We start from the raw sequence: 24,072 nt of genomic DNA, 5'->3' as shown, positions 1-24,072 counted from the left end.
TGCAAAGGATTTATTATTAAGGTTTTAAATCTGTGATTTCTGAAAGTGCTTTCTTCGGCAAATCGCAGGTTTTGTTCCGGCAGACATAAAAAAGGTTTTCATTTTTAGAAAAACGATTGTTCAGAAAAGGCAGATTTGTTTCTTGTTCCGAACCTGCAACAATAACATTTGGCAAATATTCCTGATTGATGTTCTTTAGGTTTTGGATGGCTTCGCTTCCGCAGATGGCCAACTCCCGGCTTTGATCGGAATCCTTCAAAAACAAGTACAGCCAGTTTGAAAATGCCGACGGATAATCGATTTGCGGAACAATATGCTGCAGCATTTTCGTGACGGTTTCTTCATAAAACGGATTCTCAAAAAAGATTGAAAGTTTGTGCAGGTTGTTCGCCATCACCGAATTTGAAGCCGGAATTACATTGTCTTCGGTTTCATAATGTGGCGCAATGAGTTGCTGGTCAAGCTTCGATGTAAACGAAAAAAAAGCGCTTTGTTCCTCATAAAAATGATCGAAGCAATAATCCGTAAGTTGTTTTGCATGCAGCAACCATTTTTCATCAAAAGTCACTTCATATAATGCGATAAAAGCTTCGCACAGCAACGCATAATCTTCGAGATAACCGTTGATCGTACTTTTCCCGTTTTTGTAATTGTGCCACAAATGCCCGTCGGTATGCCATTGTTTTTTAATCAAAAAATCGGCATTTTTGAGTGCGGTTTTTAAATATTTCTCGTTTTGAAATGCTTTGTAAGCGTCAACACATCCTGTCAGCATGATCGCGTTCCACGAAGTCAGTACTTTGTCGTCGAGGCGCGGCTTGCTTCGTTTTTCGCGTGCTGAATACAACAGTTGTTCCCAGTTTTTCTTTTTGTTTTGAAGTTCAGAGATGCTGAGGTTGTTGGCTTGTGCCAATGTTTCGATGTTTTGGTTTTGGATCAGGACATAATTCTTATGTTCCCAATGACCGAAATCATTGATGTTGAAAACCTGCACAAACAAATCAAAATCATCTTTGATCAATTCCTGCAATTCCCGTTTTGTCCAGACATAAAAAGCGCCTTCTTCAAGATGTTTTCCGGCATTTAAACTGTCGGCGTCGAGCGCACAATAAAACGCACCTTCATCAGTAGTCAATTCTTTTGAAATAAATGTCAGCGTCTTTTCTACAATTTCCTGATACAACGGATTTTTCGTCCTTTTGAAAGCATCAGAATACAACGAAACCAATTGACCGTTGTCATATAACATTTTCTCGAAGTGCGGCACATGCCATTTCATGTCGACGGAATAACGGGAAAATCCGCCATCAATCGTATCAAACAAACCGCCGTACGCCATTTTTGTTAACGTCAGATCGACGAAATCCAATAATTCTGAATCGTGGTTTTCGTAGCCATAACGCTGCAGGAATTTATAATTGTTTGGCATCATGAATTTTGGCGCGCGCGCCATGCCGCCAAATTCGGGATCAAAACTTTTTTTCCATTTTTCAATAAGTGGTTTCAACAAATCCTGGCGGAGTTCGTTTTCTGATTTTTGTGGCTGCATGACAGAGATGCTCTGGATTCCGGCGTGGAGTTTTTCTGCATAATCGATCATCTTTTCTGGATTGTTCGTGTACAATTGCTGCAATTGCTCCAAGGTTTCGATCCATTCTTCTTTCCGGAAATAAGTACCGCCCCAAACCGGGCGGCCGTCGGGAAGTGTTACAACATTTAACGGCCAGCCGCCGCGCCCAGTCATGATCTGGATCGCTTTCATATAAGTGGCATCAATGTCCGGGCGTTCTTCGCGGTCGATTTTGATGGAGATGAAATGCGCGTTCATGGTTTGTGCAGCTTCGTCGTTTTCAAAAGTCTCGTGTTCCATGACGTGGCACCAATGGCAGGCAGAATATCCGATGGAAACGATCATGAGTTTGTTGCTGGCTGCGGCTTGCGCCAATGTTTTATCATTCCAGGCTTTCCAGTACACGGGATTCTGGGCGTGTTGCAAAAGGTACGGACTCGTTTCGGATGAAAGTTGGTTCATGAGGTGTGGTTTTAGCCCCGATAGAGCCGGTATCCTTTTTTTGCCGGAGGAACGAAGGCAGAAAAAGATAAAGGCGATAGCGGGAAATGGCTTCAAAAAATAAAAAAGCGCTCCGAAATGGAACGCTTAAATTTACGGATTTTATTGTTGAAAGTTTAGGCGTTTAACGCTTCGACTTTGATATTTTCGTCGTTGAGCATGTCTTTTAGCATATTTTCGATGCCGCTTTTCAAGGTGAAAGTCGATGACGGACAGCCGTTACAAGCGCCTTGCAAAATGACTTTGACACGTTTTTCTTTAGGATCATACGAATCGAAAAGGATGTTCCCGCCGTCGGCAGCGACCGCAGGTTTTACATATTCTTCGAGGATGTTGATGATTTGCTGCGATGTCGTATCGAGGTTGTCGAAATTTTTGATTTGCTGTTTTTCGACTTTTGGGCTGGCGGCGATTAGGGTTTCGTCTAAGATCGGGCCGCCATTTTCGATGTAGGATTTAATGAAAGAGCGCAGTTCGATGGTGATGTCATTCCACTCGTAGGCATCGTATTTGCTGACCGAAATGTAATTTTCATCGATGTAAATTTCTTTGACATACGGGAAATTGAACAATTCTTTGGCAAGCGGAGACGCTTTAGTTTCGTCAATATTTTTGAATTCGACGGCGGTTTTCGTGACCATTTTATTGACTACGAATTTTAGCGTGGCCGGATTTGGCGTGGTTTCTCCGTAAACCGTTACGGGTTGTTTTTTAGCGCGGGTTTCGTCAAGCGTTACGATGATCCCGCCGTTATTGACGAAGGTCTCGATTTGTTCAGAAACAGCGTCTTGTACATCATCCCATTCAACGATGCCGTAACGTTCGATTGCGATGAAATTTCCCGAAATATACACCGTTTTTACGAATGGCAGGTAGAAAAGCTGCTGGGCTAAAGGCGAACTTTTTGCTTCGTCGATGTTTTTGAATTCAAAACTTTCATTCTGCGTAATAAAATCAGGGAATTCAAATTTTAAGATGGTGGGATTTTGGGTTTCCCTTATCGTGATTTTTGTCATGGGTCAGTTTATTTTTGCAAATTTAACAAAGATATTTTGAGCGTTTAATTATATTTGGACAATTAAACAAAAATTAACAGCGTTAGGTTTTTTTGAAACAAAAATCCAACTGCCGAAATTTCTGGCTTTAAGGCTTTAAACATTGGTTATTAATGAATAATTGCTAATGTTTTAGCTGCCGAAACAAGGCAAATGCTTTTAGCCCAATTTTGTTTTTAAACCTACAATTAACAATCGGCTGCGCGCAGCAGATTAAAAAAAGAGTTCAATGAATTTTAAAAAGAGGTACTTATTATTAGTTCTATTTTTTACCCAACTAACCTTCGCCCAGGAAGGGATCGCCGTTTACTCCGATTATTTATCCGATAACTATTATTTGCTCCATCCGTCTATGGCAGGAGCGGCAAATTGTGCAAAAATCAGGCTGACTGCGCGCCAGCAGTGGTTTGGACAGGACGACGCACCTGGTATGCAGACCCTGAGTTTTAACGGAAGGATTGGAGAGCAGTCAGGTGGGGGAATTATTGCATACAACGATAAGAATGGTTATCATTCGCAAAAAGGGGTGAAGCTTTCTTATGCACACCATATTATGTTTTCAAGGGACGAGATCGATTTGAACCAATTGTCTTTTGGTATGAGCGTAGGCGTTGTGCAGAGTTCTCTTGATGAAACGGAGTTCAGGGAATTTGATCCATTGATCGGAGGTATTGTTCAGAAATATTCTTATTTTAATGTGGATGTTGGTATGTCGTATAATTACCTCGATTTCTATGCACACTTTACAGTGAAAAATGCGGTTGAAACGAGGAGAAAAATCTATACGGAATATGAAGATGACAACATCAGAAAATTCATTTTTAATACAGGATATGTTTTTGGCGATGAAGAAAACCTGCTTTGGGAACCATCTGCCATGTTTCAGTACGCGGAAAGCACTAAAGAAGCTGCGGTTGATGTTAATTTAAAAGTTTACAAAACACTTGAATTTGGATCGTTATGGGGCGGATTGTCTTACAGACGAAGCCTTGATGGAGCGGATTATCTTGATGGGCAAACCGTACAATCGCAGAAACTGCAATACATTACGCCAATTCTTGGAATTACATACAACAACTTTATGGTTTCTTATACGTATACCCATTTGGTTGGTGATATTAAATTTGACAACGGTGGTTTCCACCAGATCACGCTGGGCTGGAATGTCTTTTGTAAAAAAGAAAGATACCACTGTAAATGTCCTGCTATCAATTAAAAAGTTAAACTGTCCCGATCTTCTTCGGGACTATTTTTTTATATTATGCTGATTAAGAAAGTAAATGGCAAAAGCCCAGTAATTCCGGAAGATTGTTATGTTGCAGAAAATGCGACGATTGTAGGGGATGTCACTTTTGGAGATTCTTGCAGTGTTTGGTTTAATGCAGTGATCCGCGGTGATGTGAACAGTATTACAATTGGAAATAAAGTTAACATCCAGGATGGCGCGATCATTCACTGTACGTATCAAAAGCATGCCACCGTAATCGGGAACAATGTGTCAATTGGGCACAATGCCATCGTTCACGGCTGTACTTTAAAAGACAATGTGCTTATTGGTATGGGTGCAATCGTCATGGACAATTGCGTGGTGGAAAGCCATTCGATCGTTGCTGCAGGCGCTGTAGTGACACAAAATACTATTGTAGAATCAGGGACTATATATGCAGGCGTTCCGGCAAGGAAAGTCAAAGATCTTAATGCTTCAGACTTTGCAGGCGAAATAGAACGCATTTCTAATAATTACGTCATGTACTCCGGCTGGTTTAAAGACGAAAATTAAAAATCTTTTTGTAGCGTTTGGTATTGGTTTCCTAAAATGGCTGAAAGTACTTTAGGATTGGCATTCGTGTAGAAGATGTTTTCTCCAACGCCATGGGAATGAAAACCTGATTTCTCCTGTAAAACTTTTTGTGTCTGCCTTGCTACGGCTTCTCCTGAGTCGATAATTTTTATGTGAGGCGGAAGGATTTTTTTGATTTGCGGAATCAAATAAGGGTAGTGGCTGCAGCCTAAAACCAGGTAATCAATGTTGGCTGCGACCATAGGTTCGAGATAAGAATGTAAAAGTTTTGTCATCTCGGGAGAATGGATTTCGCCGTTTTCGATCAGTTCTACCAGTCCATGGCCAATTTGTTCGATGATTGTAGTTTCCTGGTAAATTTCTACCGCTTTGTTGAAAAGTTCGCTGCTGAGTGTTCCTTTTGTTGCTAATATTCCGATTCTTTGCGTATTCGAATTGTGTGCAGCTGGTTTTATTGCTGGCTCGATCCCGATAAACGGAACATCATATTTAGCCCTTAATTCTTTAATCGCATTGGTGGTTGCGGTATTGCAGGCGACGACAATGATCTTTGCATTTTTTTCGAGAAGGAATTCAGTATTCTTGCAGCTTAGCGCAATGATAGCTTCTTTTGATTTTTGGCCGTAAGGGGCGTTTTTGCTGTCGGCAAGGTAAATGGTATCTTCTGAAGGCATTAATTGGTGGATGGCTGTCCAGATGGATGTGCCGCCAATTCCGGAATCAAAAAGGCCGATAGGATGGTTGTTATTCATGAAAACAAAGCTAAAAAAAAAACTGCTCAATCAATATTTGATGAGCAGTTTTAATATTTTATAAGGATGTTTTTATTAGAATCCCAAATCTTTTTTCACATCAGCAGTGATGTTCGGACCATCTGCAAGAAGCAAACCTTCTGAATTGAAAACATATTGAAACCCTTTTGCTTTTCCAACTTTCTGGATAGAAGCTTTTACTTTGTCCATGATTGGTTTTACAATGTCAGATTCTTTCGTTTGCAATTCTTTTTGAGCGTTGTCCCTGTAATCAACAATTCTCTTTTGCATGTCCTGCACTTCTTTTGATCTGGTTTCGTTTGCAGCATCGCCTACAGTTGCAGCTTCTTGTTCGTATTTTTTTAATTTGCCCTGGTATTCGTCAACCATTGTTTTGTACTCTGTATCGTAAGTCGCGCTTAACTTTTCAAGTTGTTTTTGAGCATCAAGCATAGCCGGCATTTTTGCCATGATTTCACTTACATCTACGTGTGCGGTTTTTGCTTGAGCATTAATAGCCTGACTTCCTCCTACGAGCATCATCGCAGCTATTACTAAAGTTTTGAATTGTTTCATCGTTTTAAAAATATTAATTAATTATTGTTTTTTAATCTTGTGGTTTGGTTTCTTTTTTCTTGTCTTCTTTTTCTTTTTTTGCTGCTTCTCTGTCGGCTAAGATTTTTTGTCTTTTCTCTTCGGCTGCTTTTTTACGATCGGCGATGATTTTTGCCCTTTCTTCAGCGGTTTTTGTCCTTTTATCTACAGTTGTAGTAGTTGTCGCTGTGCTGTCGGATGTTGCAGCTGCTGTTTCGGTTGCAGGAACGGTGGTCTTTTTGTTGCTTGTTGTAGTACTTGTACTGTCTGTCGCTTTTGAGGCAACTTCTTTTACAGGAACTGTTGTGCCGTTTTTCTTCGCTTCGCGTGCAGCAAGCATTTCTGCCCTTTTTGCCTCCTGAGCTGCCTTTCTATCGGCTACGAGTTTTTCCCTGGCTGCTTTTCTGTCGTCAATCTTTTTTTGTCTTTCCTGAAGTGCCGGGCTTTCATCAACCATATCCTCTTTGGCTTCTTTAGCATCTTCTTCCTTCAGTTGTTTTTTAGACAGTTGCTGTCTTTTTGATGAACGTGTAATCGCACGGATGACCTGGTCGCTGATGTCATAACGTTTTGCGGAAAAAAGCATTGTCAGGTCAGAAGTTTTATCAAAAATAAAATCATATTTCTTTGCTTCGGCAATATCCTGAACTGCGTTGAAAACCTGATCTTGTATCGGCTGGGTGAGCACTGTTTTTTGTGTGGAAAGATCGCCGGTAGGTCCGAATCTCTTTTGTTGGTAATCCAGCAAAGCCGTTTCCTGAAAAACAATTTCTTCTTCGCGTTCTGCAATCAATTCTTTGGTAAGCAAGACCCTTTCGGTTTTTAATGCGTCTTTAAGTTTGGTGACTTCATTTTTTTTAAGTTCGACTTCTTGCTTCCATTTTTGGGCTTTTTGCTCGAGCTGGTTTTTGGCTTCGGTATAATCAGGAACATTCTGAAGAATGTATTCCATGTCAATGTAGCCTATTTTAACACCGCGTGCAGACTGGCCTTTAGCTGTAAAACATACAGCAGTAACGATAAGCAGTAATAAAAAATGTTTTCTCATAACTTAAAATTTCATTAGAAAATACCGTTCCAAATATAGTTAATTTTAGAATTGCTGACCAATTATAAAGTGTACTTCTTGGCCATGTGCCTTGCTTTCACCTGTTAGTGGATCAAATCCATAACCGAAATCAATACCGAGCAATCCAAAAGCAGGCATGAAAATTCTTAGCCCAACTCCAGCTGAACGTTTTAGTACAAACGGATTGTATTGCCTAAAATTGTCATAAGCTGCCCCGCCTTCTAGAAATGTCAATACATAGATCGACGCTGCTGCTTTCAGGGTAATCGGGTAACGCAATTCTAAAGAGAATTTGTTGTAAATGGTTCCGCCTTCATCCGAGGATAACGAATTGTTCGGATAACCCCTAAGCTGAACTTGCTCGCGTCCGTCCTGCGCATAGTTAGCCAAACCGTCTCCACCTACGTAAAATCTTTCAAACGGAACGAGTCCTCTTGACTTGTTATAATCCCCTAAATATCCAAATTCGCCTAAAGAACGCAAGACTAATTTACCATAAATTTTCGTAAACCAATCTGCTTTGAATTTAATTTTATAGTACTCTAGCCAATTAAACTTCTTCTGGTCGATTTTTGACTGGTCCGGAGCTGCTTCCTGATACGTGTCCACTTTATTGCCGTTGGCATCGATGTATTGGCCCGGCCCAATATTTGCGCCATTTCTGCCTGTTGTCGCAGCGCTGGTTTCATTTTTTAGTTTATAGGCTTCCTGATTTTGCAGATCGTTATAATCGATTTTGTTGAACAACGAATACGGAGGAGAGAATTTTCCGCTAAGGCTGAATTCTGATCCGTAAGTAGGGAAGATTGGATTTACTCCTTTATTGTTTCTGCTGATTCCGATCGTATATGCAAGGTTTCTCGAAGAACCATCGCCAAAAGTAAACAGTCCCACGTTGTAATTGTTAAGGTCATAATACTGGAAGCTTACCGCTTGTGACAATACAAAGAAATCATCCGGCTCCTGAAGCCTTTTCGCAAGTCCGATAGACAACGAGAAAATATCAAAACTTCTACTTTTGTCTACACCGCTTGAAGTGTTCGCAAACTGTTTGCTATACGCCAATGACGTATTAAACTGGATTGGTTTTTTTCCGCCAAACCATGGTTCAGAAAAGGAAACGCTATAAGTCTGGAAATACGTACTTCCCTGCAAACGAAGCGACACTTTTTGGCCGTCTCCCATTGGTAATGGATGATAAGCTTCTTTTTTGAAGATATTGGACAGGGAAAAGTTATTAAATGACAAGCCAAGCGTTCCGATGAATCCGCCGCCGCCGTAACCGCCCTGAAGTTCGATCTGGCTCGATCCTTTTTCAACCAGTTTATATTCGATGTCGACCGTTCCTGCACCTGCATCAACGTTTTTAAATCCTGGCTCGATGGCTTCCGGATCAAAAAAACCAAGTTGCCCGATTTCACGAATCGTTCTTACTAAAGTTTCCTTGCTGTATTTGTCACCCGGTTTGGTCCTTAATTCCCGGTAGATTACCTTATCGTTTGTTTTGTCGTTTCCAACCACTGTAATTTTATTGAAATAAGCAATCGGTCCTTCTACGATGCGCACTTCAAAATCAATGGTGTCATTTGCCGTGCGGGTTTCGACTGCATTAATGTTTGAAAACAAATAACCGTTGTTTTGGTACAGGTTTGTAATGTCTTCGCCGTCGGGCTTCGATTTGTCGGCGATCCTTTTTTCAAGCAATACGCCGTTGTAAACGTCGCCTTTTTTAATGCCTAGCATTCGGCTTAAGCCTTGATCCGTATAAACGGTATTTCCAAGGAATTTAATGTCCCCGAAATAATATTTATGGCCTTCTTCAATATTGATTTTGATCGCAAGGTCTTTTTTATTTTTGCTGAATTCAACCGTGTCAGAAACAATGCGCGCATCGCGGTATCCTTTTTCCTTGTATTTGTTTACGATCGAAGTAAGGTCTTCCTTGTACTTTTCCTTAATGTATTTGGATGCTTTGAAAACACGGAAGAAATTTCTTTGTTTGGTGTTTTTCATCGCAGTGCGAAGTTTCGAATCTGAAAACTTTTCATTACCCGAAAAAACGATATCCTTAACCTTGATCTTGTTGCCTTTGTCAACGGTAACCAACATTTTTACTTCGTTTCCGCTTGTGGTATCGGCAATCGTGGTGATGTTGACTTTTGTATTGTAAAAACCGTCTTTTTTGTATTTGTTCTCAATGTAATTTTTTGTCGTCGTAATTAAATTCTCATTAACGATTTTGCCTTTGGTCAAACCATTGTCCTTAATTAAAGCTTCGGTTTTTCCTTTTTTAATTCCGACGAATTTGACTTCGCTTAATTTAGGCAACTCATTGATGTTCAGTTCTAGGTAAATGCTGTCGCCTTCAATTCTGTTTACATAGAAATCGATGTCGCTGAAAAGCCCAAGTTTTCCGAGTTTTTTGATCGCATTGGAAACTTCTTCACCGGGAACGGTCACTTCCTGGCCTTTTTCAAGACCGGCAAAGGTAATCACGGTTTGTTCGTTGTAGGAGATTTTGCCGGTAACGGCTACGTCAGCGAGAATGTATTTGGTGCCTTGGTCAAATGGGATTCTTTCATCCTGGGCTTTCATTTGAAAAATGCTTCCGAAAATCAATAAGGTAAGGACGAGTTTAATACTTTTATGCAACACTAAGATATTATTTAATTTGTTCACTGGTTTTTCCAAATCTACGCTCTCTTTTTTGATAACTAACGATAGCCTCATACAAATGTTCTTCTTTAAAGTCAGGCCACAAAACATCTGTAAAATACAATTCCGCATAGGCAATCTGCCACAACAAAAAATTACTGATCCTATGCTCTCCGCTGGTTCTTATTAATAAATCTACGTCAGGTAAATTTTGCGTGTAAAGATGCTGATTAATAATTGATTCGTCAATAGCGTCAATTGAAATTATATTATTTTTAACTTTATCAGAAATATTCTTTACCGCGCTGATGATTTCCTCGCGTGAACCGTAGCTTAACGCCAATGTGAGCGTCATTCTGGAATTATTTTTTGTCTTGTCAATCACGTCAAGAAGTTCCTTTTGAGCCGATTTTGGGAGCAGGTTTATGTTCCCGATCGAGTTCAATCGGATGTTATTATTTTCAAGCGTTTTGAGTTCATTTTTCAATGACTTGATGAGCAATTTCATCAAAGTGTCAACTTCAATTTTCGGGCGGTTCCAGTTTTCAGTGGAAAAAGCGTAAAGCGTCAGGTTTTCAATGCCCAGTTTGGCACAGGTTTCCACAGTTACCCTGACCGATTTGGTTCCGTTTTCATGCCCGAAAGCCCTCAGAAATCCCTGTTGTTTGGCCCAACGGCCGTTCCCGTCCATGATAATGGCCAGGTGTTTTGGTAAGTTGTCCTTATTTATAGCTGTAATCAGACTCATTTTTTAATCGGTACAAAAGCACGGTTTGTTTCCAAACGTATAAGTTAATGTCAATCCGGTAAAAACATACCAGTCGTTGCTGTTGGTGTTCCCGAAACCTTGACCTTCGAGATTTTTATTTTTTGGCCCGCTGCCGTCAAGATCATCGGCAAATGCGTATTTCACACTCGATTCAAGCCCTAAGATCATATGATCAAAAATCCTTGCTTTCACGCCTAAAGTCATCGGGATCGCAATCGTTCCGTGTGCTGCATTCGATTTTGTGCGTCCAGATGCAAAAAACAAACCGTCATATTGTACGTAACTCAACCCGCTGTAAATATAAGGTGTGAATTTAGGTTTGGTGTCGTGAAGGTCGAAATTAAAAAAATCAAATTCCAAACCAGCAGAAACTTCTTTAATATTATTCTCAAAATCATAGCGGCGTTGTTTCCGCGACGGCATATCTGAATCTTTATCTCTTGAGGTGATTTTTGACTGCGTGTATGAAAATCTCCAGGAATGGCGCGGACTTCTATTCCATTTGTACAAAATACCGTAGGCAAATTCGTTCGGGGCAATGTAATTCGTCGGTCCAATGTCACCTATGTAATTGCTTCCGCCTAAATAAATCCCGATTTCATGGATTTGTGCATTCACGGATGCGGTGCCAAAGATTAAAAAAAATATGATAAAAAATCTATTCATTGTTTTGAAAATAGCGTGCAAATATAATAATTATGCGTACCAATCGGTCATCAAATTGGTATTTATAACAATTATATCCGAGATTAATAATTTCTGTTCCCTTAAAAAAGGATAGTTAGGAAACGGTGATTATTGCGGCTGTAGTATAAATCGATTCTGAAATAGGGCTAATTTCTCTTGTCTTCGCCCCAAAGCAGTTTTTTGCGAAGTGTTTTGAGAAAAGTCTCACCGGTAATTTCAAGCATGTTGATCTTGAAAGGTGTTTTTTTGATCGTTAAAACGGATTCATTTCTGATCGATGCGATCCGTGAGTCCAGCGATACCAGATATTGCTCTTCACGTCCCGAAACTTTCAATCGGATCTCAGTTTTATCAGGAATCACCAACGGACGCGCCGTTAAATTATGCGGTGCAATCGGCGTAATGACTAAACTTTTGACATCGGGTGTTAAAATCGGGCCGCCGCAACTCATCGAATATCCGGTCGAGCCTGTTGGCGTGGCAATAATCAATCCGTCTGCCCAATACGAATTCAGGAATTCGCCATTTAGATAAGTATCGATCGTAATCATCGAAGTCGTGTCTTTGCGGCTGACTGTAATTTCATTCATCGCAAAATTGATCTCGGGCAAATCCTGGTTTTTCGGGGTACAGCTTAAGCTAAGCAGTGTTCGCGGCGAAATCGTATATTTTTTATCCAATACAAATTGCAGGAATTCTTCAATATTGTCTTTTTGTACCGATGCCAGAAATCCCAATCTTCCGGCATTGATTCCCAAAATAGGGATTCCCGAATCGCGCACTAAAGTTGCCGCGCGCAAAATCGTTCCGTCGCCGCCAATGCTCAGCATCAAATCAAAATCGGAAGTTAATTCTGTATGTGAAGTAAAAGTTTTGTATTCTTTTTTGATCAGTTGCTTCTCGTAGAGTATTTTGAGAAATTCGGCTTCAATCACCATTTCGACATGATTCTGGTTGAAAAAAACAAAAATATCACGGATGATCGGTTCCGTGCTGTTTTGATAATATTGTCCGTAAATGGCTACTTTCATAATTTAGTAGAAAGTCAAAAGTCGGAAAGTTGAAAGAAATTGTCGCATGGAACTTTTGACTTTCGACTTTCCTACTTTAACTAGATGTTTAAATATTTGTCCAAATAATCCGAACGTTCTTTCAACGCATTGATGTAATTGTCTTCCTGATGTTCAGAAATGATCTCGTAATTGTATCTTCTAAAAGTCTGGATGATCTCATTCATCGCGCCAAGGCTGATTTTTACCGTAATTTCTACAGTTTGTGCATCGGCATCCGAAACAAACAAGCCCAAAAGCTTGCCGTTGTTGCTTTCAACGATTTGCGTAATCTGGCTCATCGAATAATCCAGAACGCCTTTTTTAATGACGATGATGCCGCCTTGCTCCTTTAAAAATGGGGTTTCATGGAAGAATTTAATGATGTCTTCAATTTCGTAATAACCAACATAGCCATTGTTTTCATCCAAAACCGGAACCAAATTCGTATGATTTTTCGCAAAAACTTCTAAAACATCAAGCCAGATCATTGAATTCCGCGCATAAAAACCTTCGAGTGTGAAACGGTAATCCGAAATCGATTTGTCGCCGTCAAAAGTCTCAATGTCTTCTGCGGCAATGCTGCCCAGGTAAATGCCTTCTTCCAAAACCGGAAAGTGCGTAAAATTCAATTCATGAAAAAAATCCTGGACCGACGCAATATTTTCACTGCTGCTCAGGGCTTTATAATCATTGGTAATATAATCTCTAATTTCTGTCATAATCAATCTGCAATTGCATGCAAAATAATCAAAAATATGCAATCACAGCTATTATAAGTTCGTATTTTTGTGGTCAAAGGTTTGATTTGTTACCAAAAATTCGATTATGACAAAACTCAGCGTAAATATCAATAAGTTAGCGACGCTTCGCAACGCACGCGGCGGAAACGTGCCCGACATTCTAAAAGCTGCAAAAGACATCCAGCAATTCGGCGCGCACGGCATTACCATTCATCCAAGGCCAGACGAACGACACATCCGTTATCAGGACGCGCGCGATCTGAAATCAGTCGTTTATACCGAATACAACATTGAAGGAAATCCCGAAAAAAGCTTCATCGATCTCGTTCTCGAAGTCAAGCCCACGCAAGTGACTTTAGTTCCCGACGCCATCGACGCGATCACGTCAAATGCAGGTTGGGACACGAAAAAACACCAGTCGTTTTTAAAAGAAGTGATTGCCGAATTTCAGCGCAACAATATAAGAACATCGATTTTTGTAGATCCTGTCATCGAAATGATCGAAGGGGCAAAGGACACCGGAACAGATCGCATCGAGTTGTACACCGAATCTTTTGCACATCAATATAGCTTAGGCAACGAAAACGGCATTTTGCCTTACACTGAATCTGCAAAACGCGCTGTAGAACTTGGGCTCGGAATCAATGCCGGGCACGATTTAAGCCTCGACAACATCCAGTTTTTCAAACAAAATATTCCCGGATTGCTCGAAGTTTCGATCGGTCACGCGCTCATTGCCGAAGCCATTTACCTCGGCCTCGACAATGTCGTCAACATGTATATTCATAAATTAAAATAGATTTTGGGCGTGTCCCTGCGGGCCGCGCTTTCCGTTGCAATCTTTTGCTTCGTAAACTCCGCAAAAGGATTTTCACTACAATCGCTCACGCAAACCACAATAATCCGGAAATTTTCATCGTAAATCAAAAAGCGTAAATCAAAATGTTACATTCAAAAATAGAAGGAGAAGGCAAACCATTCCTTATCTTACACGGTTATCTCGGCATGTCAGACAACTGGAAAACCCTCGGAACACAATTCGCCGCCCAGGGTTTTCAGGTGCACATGCTCGATCTCCGCAACCACGGAAAAAGTTTCCACTCGGAAGAATTTACTTATGAAGCCATGGTCCAGGATATTTTAGAATATTGTTCAGAAAACAATCTCGAAAGTATCGACATGCTCGGGCATTCCATGGGCGGAAAAGTCGCCATGCTTTTCGCAACGGCCTATCCTGAAAAAGTAGAGAAATTAATCGTCGCCGACATCGGTCCGAAATATTACGCGCCACACCACCAGGACATCATGGCGGCCCTAAATGCTGTTGATTTTTCACAAAAACCCAGCAGGAACGAAGTCGATGCCATCATGGAACAATTTGTCCCCGATTTTGGCACGCGCCAGTTTTTAATGAAAAGTTTGTACTGGGTAGAACCCGGCCAGCTCGGTTTTCGGTTCAACCTTGATGTATTCAACAGGAAAATCGAAAACATTGGCAACGCACTTCCCGAAACCGCTGTTTTTGAAAAACCAACGTTGTTTCTGCGAGGCGGGAATTCAAATTATTTAAAAGACAGCGACATGGATCTGATCAAAAAACATTTTCCCGCTGCAGAAATGAAAACGATACCAAACGCAGGACATTGGCTGCATGCCGAAAATCCTGTAGCTTTTTATACGGAAACAATCGCTTTCCTAAAGGAACAATAATTTAATGGTTTTTTATTAACTTTGAGTGAATCCAAAAACAACAACATCATGAATCTTATCATCAGAATTTTAGTCACTGCGCTTCTGGTTCTCGCCATTGCGCATTTTATGCCGGGCGTTACCGTTGCAAGTTTTACGACTTCGGTTATTGTTGCGATTGTCCTCGGATTGCTCAATATTTTCATTAAACCGATTCTGGTCTTGTTCACCTTGCCGGTAACGATTGTCACTTTCGGTTTGTTCCTGCTTGTTATCAACGCACTGATTATTTTATTGTGTACGGAAATCGTCGGCGGATTTGAAGTTGCAAGTTTCTGGACTGCACTGATTTTCAGCCTGATCCTGTCGGTTTTACAGTCGATTACGTTCTCGCTTACAGGCGGCGGCGATTAATTGGCCGAAAGGCAAATCACAAAAGTTATAAGTTTGTTAATCGCTGTGATACAAAGCAGTAAAAACTTGGTTGGGTTGTAAAAAAGTTATAATTTTGCAACCCAATTTTAGTATGTAAAAAATATGAATATTACAAGAAATAATGTAGACGCTTTGAATGCAGTCATTACTGTAGAAGTTTCTAAAGCAGATTATGCGCCACAGGTTTCAAAAGCATTAAATCATTATCTTAAAAATGCTACGATTCCGGGCTTCAGAAAAGGTGCTGTTCCTATGAGCCTTATTCAGAAACAATACGGTAAAACCGTGCTTTTGGAAGAAGTAAACAAAGTGCTTCAGGAAAATTTGAATAAATATTTACAGCAGGAAAAACTGGACATCCTTGGAAATCCGCTGCCAAAAATCGCTGAAGATTTCAACTGGGATTCTGAAGATTATAAATTCGAATTTGAACTGGGCTTAACGCCGACTTTCGATGTGGATTTATCAACGATAAAAGGACTGACACATTACAAGATTTTTGCCGATGACAATATGCTTGACGAACAAGTAACAAGGATCAGGAAGCAATACGGAAAAATGATCGCTAAAGATACAGTTGAAGCTGGTGATGACATCCGCGGAACATTTATCAACGAAGCAAAAAACATCGACAGCCCGGCGCAAATTACTTTGGATATTTTCAAAGACAAAGCAACTGCCGACAAATTCATCGGTAAAAAAGCCGGAGATGTTGTAACGTTAAATACAAAAGGTTTGTTCGAAGATGACCATCAATTGATGGATTATTTAAAAGTTGGTCACGATGATGTTCACGGTTTGGATGTTGATGTAGATTTCAAAATCGAAGAAGTTACGACAAGTGAACCAGCCGAATTGAACCAGGAATTTTTCGACAAATTGTTCGGAGAAGGAAATGTGTCTTCAGTTGAAGAAATCAAAGCGAAAGTAAAAGAAGACGCTGAAAAACAATTCGCAACCCAGGCAGACCAGAAATTCTTAAACGACGTTACGGAATCTTTGTTGACCAATACAAAATTCGACCTTCCGTCAGAATTCCTTAAAAAATGGATCCAGTCTGCAGGACAAGAGCCATTGACTCCGGAACAAGCGGAAGCTGAATTCGCAAAATCTGAAAACGGTTTGCGTTACCAGCTCATCGAAGGAAAAGTCATGCAGCAAAACAAACTGCAAATCACTTTTGAAGATTTAAAAGCATTCACTGCTGATATGATCAGAAAACAAATGGCACAATTTGGGCAAACCAACCCAACCGACGCTGATGTTGACGGAATCGTAGCACGCGTACTTTCAAACCAGGAAGAAGTAAAAAGATTGTCTGATCAGGTGATGAGCGAAAAAATGCTGAACCTGTTCAAAGAAAAAGTGTCGGCAACGACCAAAGAGGTTACCTATCAGGACTTTATCAAAGAAAGTTACGGAGAATAATTTCGTCAAATAATGATTATCTTTGAGCGTCAGAATTCAGTTCTGGCGCTCTCCTTATTTAACAACCACTATTTTTATTACCATGAACTACGGAAAAGAATTTAAAAAATTTGCCACAAAACATCAGGGTGTAAATGCAATGTACTACGACAAAATCGTAGGCGCGATGACGCCAACAGGAATGACTCCATATATCATCGAAGAACGACAGCTCAACGTGTCACAACTTGACGTGTTCTCCCGTTTGATGATGGATCGCATCATTTTCCTGGGAACCGGAATCGATGACCAGATTGCTAACATCGTACAGGCACAGCTACTGTTTTTAGAAAGTGCCGACGCTGCAAAAGACATCCAGATTTACATCAATTCACCAGGCGGAAGCGTTTATGCTGGTCTTGGGATTTATGACACCATGCAATACATCAAACCAGACGTAGCAACGATTTGTACCGGAATGGCTGCTTCAATGGGGGCTGTTTTATTGTGTGCAGGTGCTGCCGGAAAACGTTCGGCGTTGCCACATTCAAGAGTCATGATTCACCAGCCATCAGGCGGCGCACAAGGTGTTGCAACGGATATGGAAATCAACTTGCGCGAAATGCTGAAATTAAAAGAAGAATTATACAAGATCATTTCAGATCACTCCGGACAATCTTATGACCGCGTCCATAAAGACAGCGAGCGCGATTACTGGATGAAAGCTGACGAAGCAAAAGAATACGGAATGATTGATGAAGTGTTGAGAAGAAGCTAAATGGAATTTGAGATTTGCGGTTTAAGATTTACATGGGAATCTAATGTAAATCTTAAATCTTAAATCCCAATTCTGAAATTAAATAAATATGGCTAAAGAAGTCTTAGATTGTTCGTTTTGCGGACGTAAAAAGCCCGAAACCAATCTGTTAATCGCCGGAATCAATGCACACATTTGTGATCGATGCATCGAGCAGGCACACGGAATCGTCCTTGAAGAATTGAAAACAAACGGCAATTCCAAACTCGCAACAGATCTCGTTTTGAAAAAACCGAAGGAAATTCGCGCGTTTCTTGACCAGTACGTTATTGGCCAGGATCAAACCAAAAAAGTGATGTCGGTTGCGGTTTACAACCACTACAAACGTTTGATGCAACAGCAGTTGAACGATGAGGTGGAAATCGAAAAAAGCAACATCATTATGGTGGGGCAAACGGGAACCGGAAAAACTTTAGTCGCAAAAACCATCGCGAAAATGCTCGACGTGCCATTGGCAATTGTTGATGCCACGGTTTTGACAGAAGCAGGTTATGTGGGAGAAGATGTTGAAAGCATCTTAACGCGTTTGCTTCAAGCTGCCGATTATGACGTAGCCAAAGCCGAGCGTGGCATTGTTTTCATTGACGAAATTGACAAAATCGCCCGCAAGAGCGACAATCCGTCGATTACACGCGATGTTTCGGGTGAAGGCGTGCAGCAGGCTTTATTAAAACTGCTTGAAGGAACCGTTGTAAATGTGCCACCAAAAGGAGGAAGAAAACATCCGGATCAGAAATTCGTTGAGGTCAATACGCAAAACATTTTGTTTATTGCCGGAGGCGCATTCGACGGCATCGAAAAGATCATTTCGAAACGTTTGAACCGTCAGGCTGTAGGTTACAGCACTTCTAAAAATGCCGACAACATCGATAAAGACAATTTGCTTCAGTATATTATTCCGAAAGACATCAAAGATTTTGGACTGATCCCAGAAATTATTGGTCGTTTACCGGTTTTAACGCACATGGATCCGCTAGATCGTGAAACACTCAGAGCGATTTTAACGCAGCCAAAAAATGCCCTGATCAAACAATACCAGAAGCTGTTTTTAATGGATGACGTAGTGTTTACCATTACAGACGAAGCTTTGGATTTTATTGTAGACAAAGCGTTGGAATACAAACTCGGCGCACGCGGACTGCGTTCGTTATGCGAAGCAATCTTAACCGATGCGATGTATGACTTGCCAAGTTCTGATGAAAAAATCCTGATGATCGACAGGGATTATGCACACCATACGTTGACTAAAAATTTATTGAAACGACTGGAAATCGCTTCATAACAAATAAGTTTTTTGAACCATTAAGGTCATTAAGTTAAGCCGATAATTCCTTAATGTTCTCAATGTCCTTAATGGTTTAAAATTTTACTGTGATCGGCCTTAATTTTTCTTAATCCCTTATGGGTTTAAAAATTTAAATGGTAATCATTAAAACTCAAAAGTCCCGCAACAATAAGCTGCGGGACTTTTTTTGTGGCATTATTTCTCCTTCATTATTTCATCATTCCTCCGCCTTGGTTTACTTTTTCAGTGTTGATGTTAGTGTTTTCTTTTTCAAGCTTCAGGTTCCCGAAGTTGTATGTCAAGGAAATACGAAAGGTGCGCGTATCTTGTTTTTGATAAAAGTTTGTCGTCAGGTTTTTTCCTGCAATCAAAGCATTCACTTCATTTGCATTAAACACATCAAAACAATGCAATCCGATCTTTAAATTCTTATTCATAAAGTCGCGGTTGAACGAAATGTCAAACTGCTGGATTGGTTTTTGGATCTGGTAAATTTCCCAGGTTCCTTTTGGCAGAATAAAATACGACATCGTATTGGTCACATTCCACGGCAGGATGATCTGCGACTGAAAGCTGAAATTCGTAATCGCTTTACTCGGTAAATCAACCGCAAGCCCTTTGTAATCTGATTTCACATAATTCACGTTCACAAAAATATAATTCATCTTGTCCATCGAATTCATGCGTTTCTGGAATTCTTCCTTGCTCTTAAAGAAATAATCCAACGGAATCGGAAACGACGCAAATGCGCTAAAGACATTGGTTCGGTCAAACTGCTGTGAAGTCGAATTGCTAACAAACTTTCCGTCTTCGGCATTAAAAACAAAGCGCGTGTGGTCTTTCATAACCGAATAATTCACGCCGAGACTTACATATTGAAAAGCTGAAATTTTGAATTCGTAATTGTCGAAATACGTCGGTTTCAAAAACGGATTTCCCTGCGACGTGTTGTAAGTATCAAACGCGCTGTTGTTGTTAGGATCGAGAATGTAATAATCGGGTTGGGAAATTTTCTTCGAATAGGATGTACTCAAATTGATGTCTTTTGTCGCTTCATATAATATGCTCGCGTTCGGAAAAAAATTTGTGTTTTTGTATTCAATCTTGTCAGTTGCCGTGCTCGAAGTCCTGTCGACATTAAAATCCTCAAATCGCAATCCGGCCGTAAAATTGAACTTTTTGTATTTCTTGCGCGCTTCGGCATAAAACGCCAAATTGGTTTCGGTATAATCAAAGTCGATAAGTGACGGATTATCGCTGTCGACCACATATTTTCCAAGATCGCTGACTTTTATTGTATTGAATTTTCCACCGGTATTGATCGAAAAATCATTCTTAAACGGAATTCCAAAATCATATTTCAGATAGTAATTCTTCAGATTAAAATCGACATCGCCGTTGTTAAAAGTATTTTGAGTTGGAATTGGCAGGTTCAAATCGGTTGAAGTTGACGCCGTAATCGGATTCCGTCCAAACAAATTCACATAACCGATAATATCCAAAGTCCGTCCCAAAGTATCGAGCTTGGTTTTGTACTGCAAGCTAATTTCGTTTTGGCTGTTTTTCGTTTTCGAAATTCCGTTGTTCCTGAAATTGATCGTATCGGCAACAGCAGATGAATTAAAAATGCTGCGGTCGTTGCCAATATTTAGATTGTAATTGAACAACAAGTTCGATTTTTCAGATAGCTTGTAATTTGTGCCAACGCGAAAATAAAAGTTGCGCTGCGTATTAAAGCCGAAGTTTTCCTGGCGCAAATGCCGCACCGGACTGAAAAAAGTAAACGCCTGGTCGTTGATGCCTTTTTGATCCCAATCGATATAATTGTAGCCCACCATGGTTTGCCAGCTCAGGTTTTTTTCTTTTCCGTTCAGTAAGATCTGCGGACTCGGTTTCTGGTATTTGTTGAAATTGTAATTGATGTTAAAACTTGCATTGACCCCTTTTAAGCGTTTCGAACTCGTAACAATATTAATCACAGAACCGCTCGAATTGGCATCAAATGAAGCACCCGGATTGTAAATGAGTTCGACTTTTTCGATCGCATTCGCCGGAAGGCTTGACAAATAATTCTGTAAGTCGTTTCCACTCAATGTGCTCGGCGCGCCGTCTATGTAAATCGCAACGCCTTTCCCGTTTAAGGTCAAAGTTCCTGTTGGCGAAGTAATCACGCCCGGAAGTTTTTTTACCGCATCGAGGCTGCTTCCGCTGTTCAGCATTGCGTTTTCTTTTACCGAAATGGTTGTTTTATCCGAATCGACTTTCATGAATTCTTTTTTGTTCCCAAAAACAGTGACTTCATTTAAAGCATTGTTTTTTTCTTTTAAAACAATGGGTTCCAATGTGATTTCCGATGCCGGATCCGTAATTTCAAATGTTGTTTTTACCTCTTCATAACCCAAAACCGAAACGGTCAGTTGGTATTTCCCGATTTCAGGCAATTTCGAGATTGTGAAAGCACAGCCATTTGAATGAAAAGTGTTGATTTTTGTAAGTTGGTCGTTTTCGATTTTCTCCAAAAGAATCGTTCTTTCAGTTAAATCTTTATCGCACGGAAGATTGGCGATCGATGCATTTAATTTTAAAACCGGAGGATTTTCCTGCGCAAACAGGCCAAAAGACACGATTAGGACAAGTGTCAGGAGTAATGATTTCATGTGATTGATTTTGATTGATGATTGTGCATAAGACAACATCTTTCAAAATTTGTTACAGTAAAAAAAGGAAATAATTTAGAAAAATTAAGAAACAGAAATCTGCAGACTTTTCAATTGTTCCAAGTAATCGCGCTGATTGGAAAGCCTTGGAATTTTATGCTGTCCGCCCAATTTATTGCGCTCTTTAAGCCAATCATAAAACAAATTCTGGCGCGCCACATTGATCTTGAGTTGGTTCAATGTCATGTTGTTGTATCGTTTGGCTTCGTAATCGGAATTTAAGGATTGCAGCGTTTCATCAAGTACTTTCTGGAATAATTTGACGTCTTCGGGGTTTTTCTTGAATTCGATCATCCATTCATGTGCGCCTTTTTCCTTGCCTTTCATGAAAATCGGGGCAACCGTATAATCAACGACTTCGGTGTGCGTAATCTGGCAGGTTTTGGCAATCGCCATATCGGTATTTTCAACCATCAGTTCCTCTCCAAAAACATTAATATGGTGTTTTGTTCTTCCCGTCACGCGAATTCGGTACGGATTTAAAGACGTAAATCGAACGGTGTCGCCTATTAAATAACGCCACAAACCGCTGTTGGTTGTAATGACAATCGCATAATTTTTATGCAATTCAACATCCGAAAGGCGAATAACTTTCTGGTTTTCTGTACCAAAAGTATCCATTGGAATGAATTCGTAAAAAATGCCGTAATCCAGCATGAGCAGCAAATCATTCGAATCGTTTAAATCCTGGATCGCAAAAAATCCTTCCGAAGCATTATAAATTTCGTAGTATTGAAAATCCCTTTTCGGGACAATTTTCTGATATTGTTCCCGATACGGCTCGAAACTGACGCCGCCGTGAAAATAAACTTCTAAATTCGGCCAGATTTCAAGCAAATTGGTCTTTCCTGTTTTCTCTAGGACTTTGTTCAGCAAAACCATCATCCACGACGGAACGCCGGCAAAACTCGTCACATTTTCATTGATCGTTTCATTGATGATCGCTTCGAGTTTCTTTTCCCATTCGCTCATCAATGAGATTTTGTTGCTTGGCGTACTGCTGAATTCGGCCCAAATCGGCATGTTTTCAATCAATATCGCCGACAAATCCCCGAAATACGTATTGTTGTCTTCGTAAATCTGCGAGCTTCCGCCAAGTCGCAAACTTTTTCCCAGGAACAATTCAGAATCTTCATTGTTATTCAGATACAAACACAACAAATCTTTCGAACCTTTGTAATGGCAATCTTCAAGCGCCTGCGGACTTACAGGTATGAATTTACTTTTCGCGTTCGTCGTTCCGCTCGATTTTGCAAACCATTTTACGGGCGTGTGCCAAAGAATGTTTTGTTCGCCTTTTCGCGTGCGTTCAATCAGCGGTTCCAAATCTTCATACGAAGAAACCGGCACGCGTTCGGCAAAAGCAGCATAGGATTTTATGGAGGTGAATTCGTATTTGTAACCCACGAAAGTCAGTTCCGACGAACGAATTAAGTTCATCAGCAATTCTTCCTGAACCTCATGCGGATATTTCAAAAACAGCTCGATCTGATGGATGCGCTGCTTTAAAAACCACGAAGCGATAGAATTGATTATCGGAAAAGGCATGTGGGTTTATGATTTAGAATTGCGTTTTTTGATTGGCAGTCTGCGTTTCAAATAGTAACTTTACGAACTAATCAAAAGTAGCAAAAAATAGCACATCCCGAAACATCGGGACTAAAAATTCATCCTGAAATCTCATGTTATACGAAGGCACGCTCTCAAAAATGGAAACCGAATTTGGCTATCCGATACAATATTATCTCGTTTTTGAAAGCAGTTTTCTCAACGTCAATCAATTACTGGGTAAGGAAGTCGAGATCAGTTTCAGGGGTTACCAATGTTTGAATTGTTCGAAAAAGAAAAAAATTTACCGACAGGGATTTTGCTACGATTGTTTCTATTCGAGCCCGGCTGTTGGCGACTGGATCATGCGTCCCGAATTAAGCACGGCGCACCTTGGCATTGCCGATCGGGACCTCGATTATGAAACGCGCGTGCAGTTAACGCCACATGTCGTTTATTTGGCGTTGTCGAGCGATGTCAAAGTAGGCGTGACCCGAAAAACGCAGGTTCCAACGCGTTGGATCGATCAAGGCGCTTGCCAGGCGGTTTCAGTGGTTGAAGTGCCGAACCGGTATTTGGCCGGAATTACAGAAGTCGCATTAAAAGACCATTTTGTAGACAAAACGAATTGGCGCAAAATGTTGCAGAATGAAGTGCTCGATTTGGATTTATTGACAGAAAAAACCCGCATTTTCGAATTCCTGCCCGAAGAAGTACAGCCGTATTTCAATGCAGAATTGGATGAACATCTGATCCTGAATTATCCTGTAATCGAACATCCAAAAAAGGTCACCGGCCTGAATCTTGATAAAACGCCGAATTTTAAAGGAAAACTCATCGGGATCAAAGGGCAATATTTAATTTTTCACGACGGAACGGTTTTCAACGTCCGGAGTTTTGAAGGTTATGTCGTTGCAATCAACGTATAA

General features: G+C 40.5%; 21 protein-coding genes. 9 read left to right on the top strand and 12 right to left on the bottom strand.

Going from position 1 to position 24,072, the window contains the following annotated elements; translation table 11 throughout:
• Positions 1–16: 16 nt before the first annotated feature.
• Together BLS32_RS01370 and BLS32_RS01365 are read right to left on the bottom strand one after the other, a co-directional pair.
• A complete protein-coding gene (locus BLS32_RS01370; protein WP_091391516.1) occupies positions 17–2,032 on the bottom strand; it encodes a thioredoxin domain-containing protein in 2,016 nt (671 codons plus the stop codon).
• A 155-nt stretch (positions 2,033–2,187) separates the two neighbouring features.
• Positions 2,188–3,087, bottom strand: coding sequence for a NifU family protein (locus BLS32_RS01365; RefSeq protein WP_091391515.1), 900 nt, complete (start codon positions 3,085–3,087; stop codon positions 2,188–2,190).
• Between the two features lie 268 nt (positions 3,088–3,355).
• Between BLS32_RS01365 and BLS32_RS01360 the strand changes: the two genes are divergently transcribed.
• The gene (locus BLS32_RS01360; protein ID WP_091391514.1) at positions 3,356–4,342 is read left to right on the top strand and encodes a PorP/SprF family type IX secretion system membrane protein; all 987 of its coding nucleotides are present in this window, start codon (positions 3,356–3,358) and stop codon (positions 4,340–4,342) included.
• A gap of 45 nt (positions 4,343–4,387) precedes the next feature.
• Complete coding sequence (locus BLS32_RS01355) at positions 4,388–4,906, top strand: gamma carbonic anhydrase family protein (protein ID WP_091391513.1); 519 nt, start codon at positions 4,388–4,390, stop codon at positions 4,904–4,906.
• On the opposite strand, the gene murI is transcribed toward BLS32_RS01355, so the two are convergent.
• The 8 genes from murI to BLS32_RS01315 all read right to left on the bottom strand — a co-directional run bounded on the left by murI (position 4,903) and on the right by BLS32_RS01315 (position 13,224).
• The gene (gene murI, locus BLS32_RS01350) at positions 4,903–5,679 is read right to left on the bottom strand and encodes a glutamate racemase (RefSeq protein ID WP_091391512.1); all 777 of its coding nucleotides are present in this window, start codon (positions 5,677–5,679) and stop codon (positions 4,903–4,905) included. The two genes, BLS32_RS01355 and murI, sit on opposite strands and share 4 nt — an antisense overlap.
• A 75-nt stretch (positions 5,680–5,754) precedes the next feature.
• Entirely contained in the window at positions 5,755–6,255 is a 501-nt protein-coding gene (locus BLS32_RS01345) for an OmpH/Skp family outer membrane protein (RefSeq protein ID WP_091391511.1), read from the bottom strand.
• A 31-nt stretch (positions 6,256–6,286) separates the two neighbouring features.
• A complete protein-coding gene (locus tag BLS32_RS01340; RefSeq protein WP_091391510.1) occupies positions 6,287–7,321 on the bottom strand; it encodes an OmpH/Skp family outer membrane protein in 1,035 nt (344 codons plus the stop codon).
• Positions 7,322–7,366: 45 nt separating this feature from the next.
• A complete protein-coding gene (gene bamA, locus BLS32_RS01335; RefSeq protein WP_091391509.1) occupies positions 7,367–10,072 on the bottom strand; it encodes an outer membrane protein assembly factor BamA in 2,706 nt (901 codons plus the stop codon).
• Complete coding sequence (locus BLS32_RS01330) at positions 10,005–10,745, bottom strand: isoprenyl transferase (protein WP_091391508.1); 741 nt, start codon at positions 10,743–10,745, stop codon at positions 10,005–10,007. The genes bamA and BLS32_RS01330 overlap by 68 nt, the downstream gene beginning before the upstream one ends.
• Positions 10,746–10,748: 3 nt before the next feature.
• Entirely contained in the window at positions 10,749–11,432 is a 684-nt protein-coding gene (porG, locus tag BLS32_RS01325; RefSeq protein WP_091391507.1) for a type IX secretion system protein PorG, read from the bottom strand.
• Between the two features lie 167 nt (positions 11,433–11,599).
• On the bottom strand, positions 11,600–12,484 hold the full coding sequence (locus BLS32_RS01320; protein WP_091391506.1) for an NAD kinase: 885 nt from the start codon (positions 12,482–12,484) through the stop codon (positions 11,600–11,602).
• A gap of 80 nt (positions 12,485–12,564) precedes the next feature.
• Positions 12,565–13,224: a CBS domain-containing protein gene (locus BLS32_RS01315; RefSeq protein WP_091391505.1), complete on the bottom strand. Its 660-nt coding sequence runs from the start codon at positions 13,222–13,224 to the stop codon at positions 12,565–12,567.
• A 106-nt stretch (positions 13,225–13,330) separates the two neighbouring features.
• On the opposite strand from BLS32_RS01315, the gene BLS32_RS01310 reads away from it, so the two are divergent.
• The 6 genes from BLS32_RS01310 (at position 13,331) to clpX (ending at position 18,875) form a co-directional block, all read left to right on the top strand.
• Positions 13,331–14,044 carry a pyridoxine 5'-phosphate synthase gene (locus BLS32_RS01310; RefSeq protein ID WP_091391504.1) on the top strand — a complete coding sequence of 238 codons (714 nt, stop codon included), beginning with the start codon at positions 13,331–13,333 and terminating at the stop codon, positions 14,042–14,044.
• Between the two features lie 143 nt (positions 14,045–14,187).
• A complete protein-coding gene (locus BLS32_RS01305; protein WP_091391503.1) occupies positions 14,188–14,955 on the top strand; it encodes an alpha/beta fold hydrolase in 768 nt (255 codons plus the stop codon).
• A 48-nt stretch (positions 14,956–15,003) separates the two neighbouring features.
• Positions 15,004–15,348: a phage holin family protein gene (locus BLS32_RS01300; protein ID WP_091392338.1), complete on the top strand. Its 345-nt coding sequence runs from the start codon at positions 15,004–15,006 to the stop codon at positions 15,346–15,348.
• A gap of 123 nt (positions 15,349–15,471) precedes the next feature.
• Positions 15,472–16,797 carry a trigger factor gene (gene tig, locus BLS32_RS01295; protein WP_091391502.1) on the top strand — a complete coding sequence of 442 codons (1,326 nt, stop codon included), beginning with the start codon at positions 15,472–15,474 and terminating at the stop codon, positions 16,795–16,797.
• 82 nt (positions 16,798–16,879) lie between these two features.
• Positions 16,880–17,554, top strand: coding sequence for an ATP-dependent Clp endopeptidase proteolytic subunit ClpP (gene clpP, locus BLS32_RS01290; RefSeq protein WP_091391501.1), 675 nt, complete (start codon positions 16,880–16,882; stop codon positions 17,552–17,554).
• Positions 17,555–17,642: 88 nt separating this feature from the next.
• The gene (gene clpX / locus BLS32_RS01285) at positions 17,643–18,875 is read left to right on the top strand and encodes an ATP-dependent Clp protease ATP-binding subunit ClpX (RefSeq protein ID WP_091391500.1); all 1,233 of its coding nucleotides are present in this window, start codon (positions 17,643–17,645) and stop codon (positions 18,873–18,875) included.
• A 212-nt stretch (positions 18,876–19,087) separates the two neighbouring features.
• Here clpX and BLS32_RS01280 read toward each other — a convergent pair whose 3' ends face one another.
• Positions 19,088–21,535 (bottom strand): TonB-dependent receptor domain-containing protein, encoded by a 2,448-nt coding sequence (locus BLS32_RS01280; RefSeq protein WP_170227501.1) that lies wholly within the window; start codon positions 21,533–21,535, stop codon positions 19,088–19,090.
• An 84-nt stretch (positions 21,536–21,619) separates the two neighbouring features.
• Positions 21,620–23,143: a GH3 auxin-responsive promoter family protein gene (locus BLS32_RS01275; protein WP_091391498.1), complete on the bottom strand. Its 1,524-nt coding sequence runs from the start codon at positions 23,141–23,143 to the stop codon at positions 21,620–21,622.
• 134 nt (positions 23,144–23,277) lie between these two features.
• Here BLS32_RS01275 and BLS32_RS01270 point away from each other — a divergent pair, with 134 nt between their 5' ends.
• Positions 23,278–24,072 carry a DUF2797 domain-containing protein gene (locus BLS32_RS01270; protein WP_091391497.1) on the top strand — a complete coding sequence of 265 codons (795 nt, stop codon included), beginning with the start codon at positions 23,278–23,280 and terminating at the stop codon, positions 24,070–24,072.

The sequence above is a fragment of the Flavobacterium noncentrifugens genome, assembly GCF_900100375.1.
Lineage (GTDB): Bacteria > Bacteroidota > Bacteroidia > Flavobacteriales > Flavobacteriaceae > Flavobacterium > Flavobacterium noncentrifugens.
This window is presented reverse-complemented; position numbering and strand designations above follow the sequence as displayed.

Excerpts from the sequence above, each read along its gene's own strand:
- BLS32_RS01320 (WP_091391506.1), bottom strand. The coding sequence starts at position 12,484 with ATGAAAGTAGCCATTTACGGACAATATTATCAAAACAGCACGGAACCG.
- BLS32_RS01370 (WP_091391516.1), bottom strand. The coding sequence starts at position 2,032 with ATGAACCAACTTTCATCCGAAACGAGTCCGTACCTTTTGCAACACGCC.
- BLS32_RS01315 (WP_091391505.1), bottom strand. The coding sequence starts at position 13,224 with ATGACAGAAATTAGAGATTATATTACCAATGATTATAAAGCCCTGAGC.
- BLS32_RS01345 (WP_091391511.1), bottom strand. The coding sequence starts at position 6,255 with ATGAAACAATTCAAAACTTTAGTAATAGCTGCGATGATGCTCGTAGGA.
- tig (WP_091391502.1), top strand. The coding sequence starts at position 15,472 with ATGAATATTACAAGAAATAATGTAGACGCTTTGAATGCAGTCATTACT.
- BLS32_RS01330 (WP_091391508.1), bottom strand. The coding sequence starts at position 10,745 with ATGAGTCTGATTACAGCTATAAATAAGGACAACTTACCAAAACACCTG.
- BLS32_RS01275 (WP_091391498.1), bottom strand. The coding sequence starts at position 23,143 with ATGCCTTTTCCGATAATCAATTCTATCGCTTCGTGGTTTTTAAAGCAG.
- BLS32_RS01305 (WP_091391503.1), top strand. The coding sequence starts at position 14,188 with ATGTTACATTCAAAAATAGAAGGAGAAGGCAAACCATTCCTTATCTTA.
- BLS32_RS01270 (WP_091391497.1), top strand. The coding sequence starts at position 23,278 with ATGTTATACGAAGGCACGCTCTCAAAAATGGAAACCGAATTTGGCTAT.
- BLS32_RS01365 (WP_091391515.1), bottom strand. The coding sequence starts at position 3,087 with ATGACAAAAATCACGATAAGGGAAACCCAAAATCCCACCATCTTAAAA.
- BLS32_RS01300 (WP_091392338.1), top strand. The coding sequence starts at position 15,004 with ATGAATCTTATCATCAGAATTTTAGTCACTGCGCTTCTGGTTCTCGCC.
- porG (WP_091391507.1), bottom strand. The coding sequence starts at position 11,432 with ATGAATAGATTTTTTATCATATTTTTTTTAATCTTTGGCACCGCATCC.
- clpX (WP_091391500.1), top strand. The coding sequence starts at position 17,643 with ATGGCTAAAGAAGTCTTAGATTGTTCGTTTTGCGGACGTAAAAAGCCC.
- BLS32_RS01360 (WP_091391514.1), top strand. The coding sequence starts at position 3,356 with ATGAATTTTAAAAAGAGGTACTTATTATTAGTTCTATTTTTTACCCAA.
- clpP (WP_091391501.1), top strand. The coding sequence starts at position 16,880 with ATGAACTACGGAAAAGAATTTAAAAAATTTGCCACAAAACATCAGGGT.
- murI (WP_091391512.1), bottom strand. The coding sequence starts at position 5,679 with ATGAATAACAACCATCCTATCGGCCTTTTTGATTCCGGAATTGGCGGC.
- BLS32_RS01340 (WP_091391510.1), bottom strand. The coding sequence starts at position 7,321 with ATGAGAAAACATTTTTTATTACTGCTTATCGTTACTGCTGTATGTTTT.
- BLS32_RS01310 (WP_091391504.1), top strand. The coding sequence starts at position 13,331 with ATGACAAAACTCAGCGTAAATATCAATAAGTTAGCGACGCTTCGCAAC.
- BLS32_RS01355 (WP_091391513.1), top strand. The coding sequence starts at position 4,388 with ATGCTGATTAAGAAAGTAAATGGCAAAAGCCCAGTAATTCCGGAAGAT.
- BLS32_RS01280 (WP_170227501.1), bottom strand. The coding sequence starts at position 21,535 with ATGAAATCATTACTCCTGACACTTGTCCTAATCGTGTCTTTTGGCCTG.
- bamA (WP_091391509.1), bottom strand. The coding sequence starts at position 10,072 with ATGAGGCTATCGTTAGTTATCAAAAAAGAGAGCGTAGATTTGGAAAAA.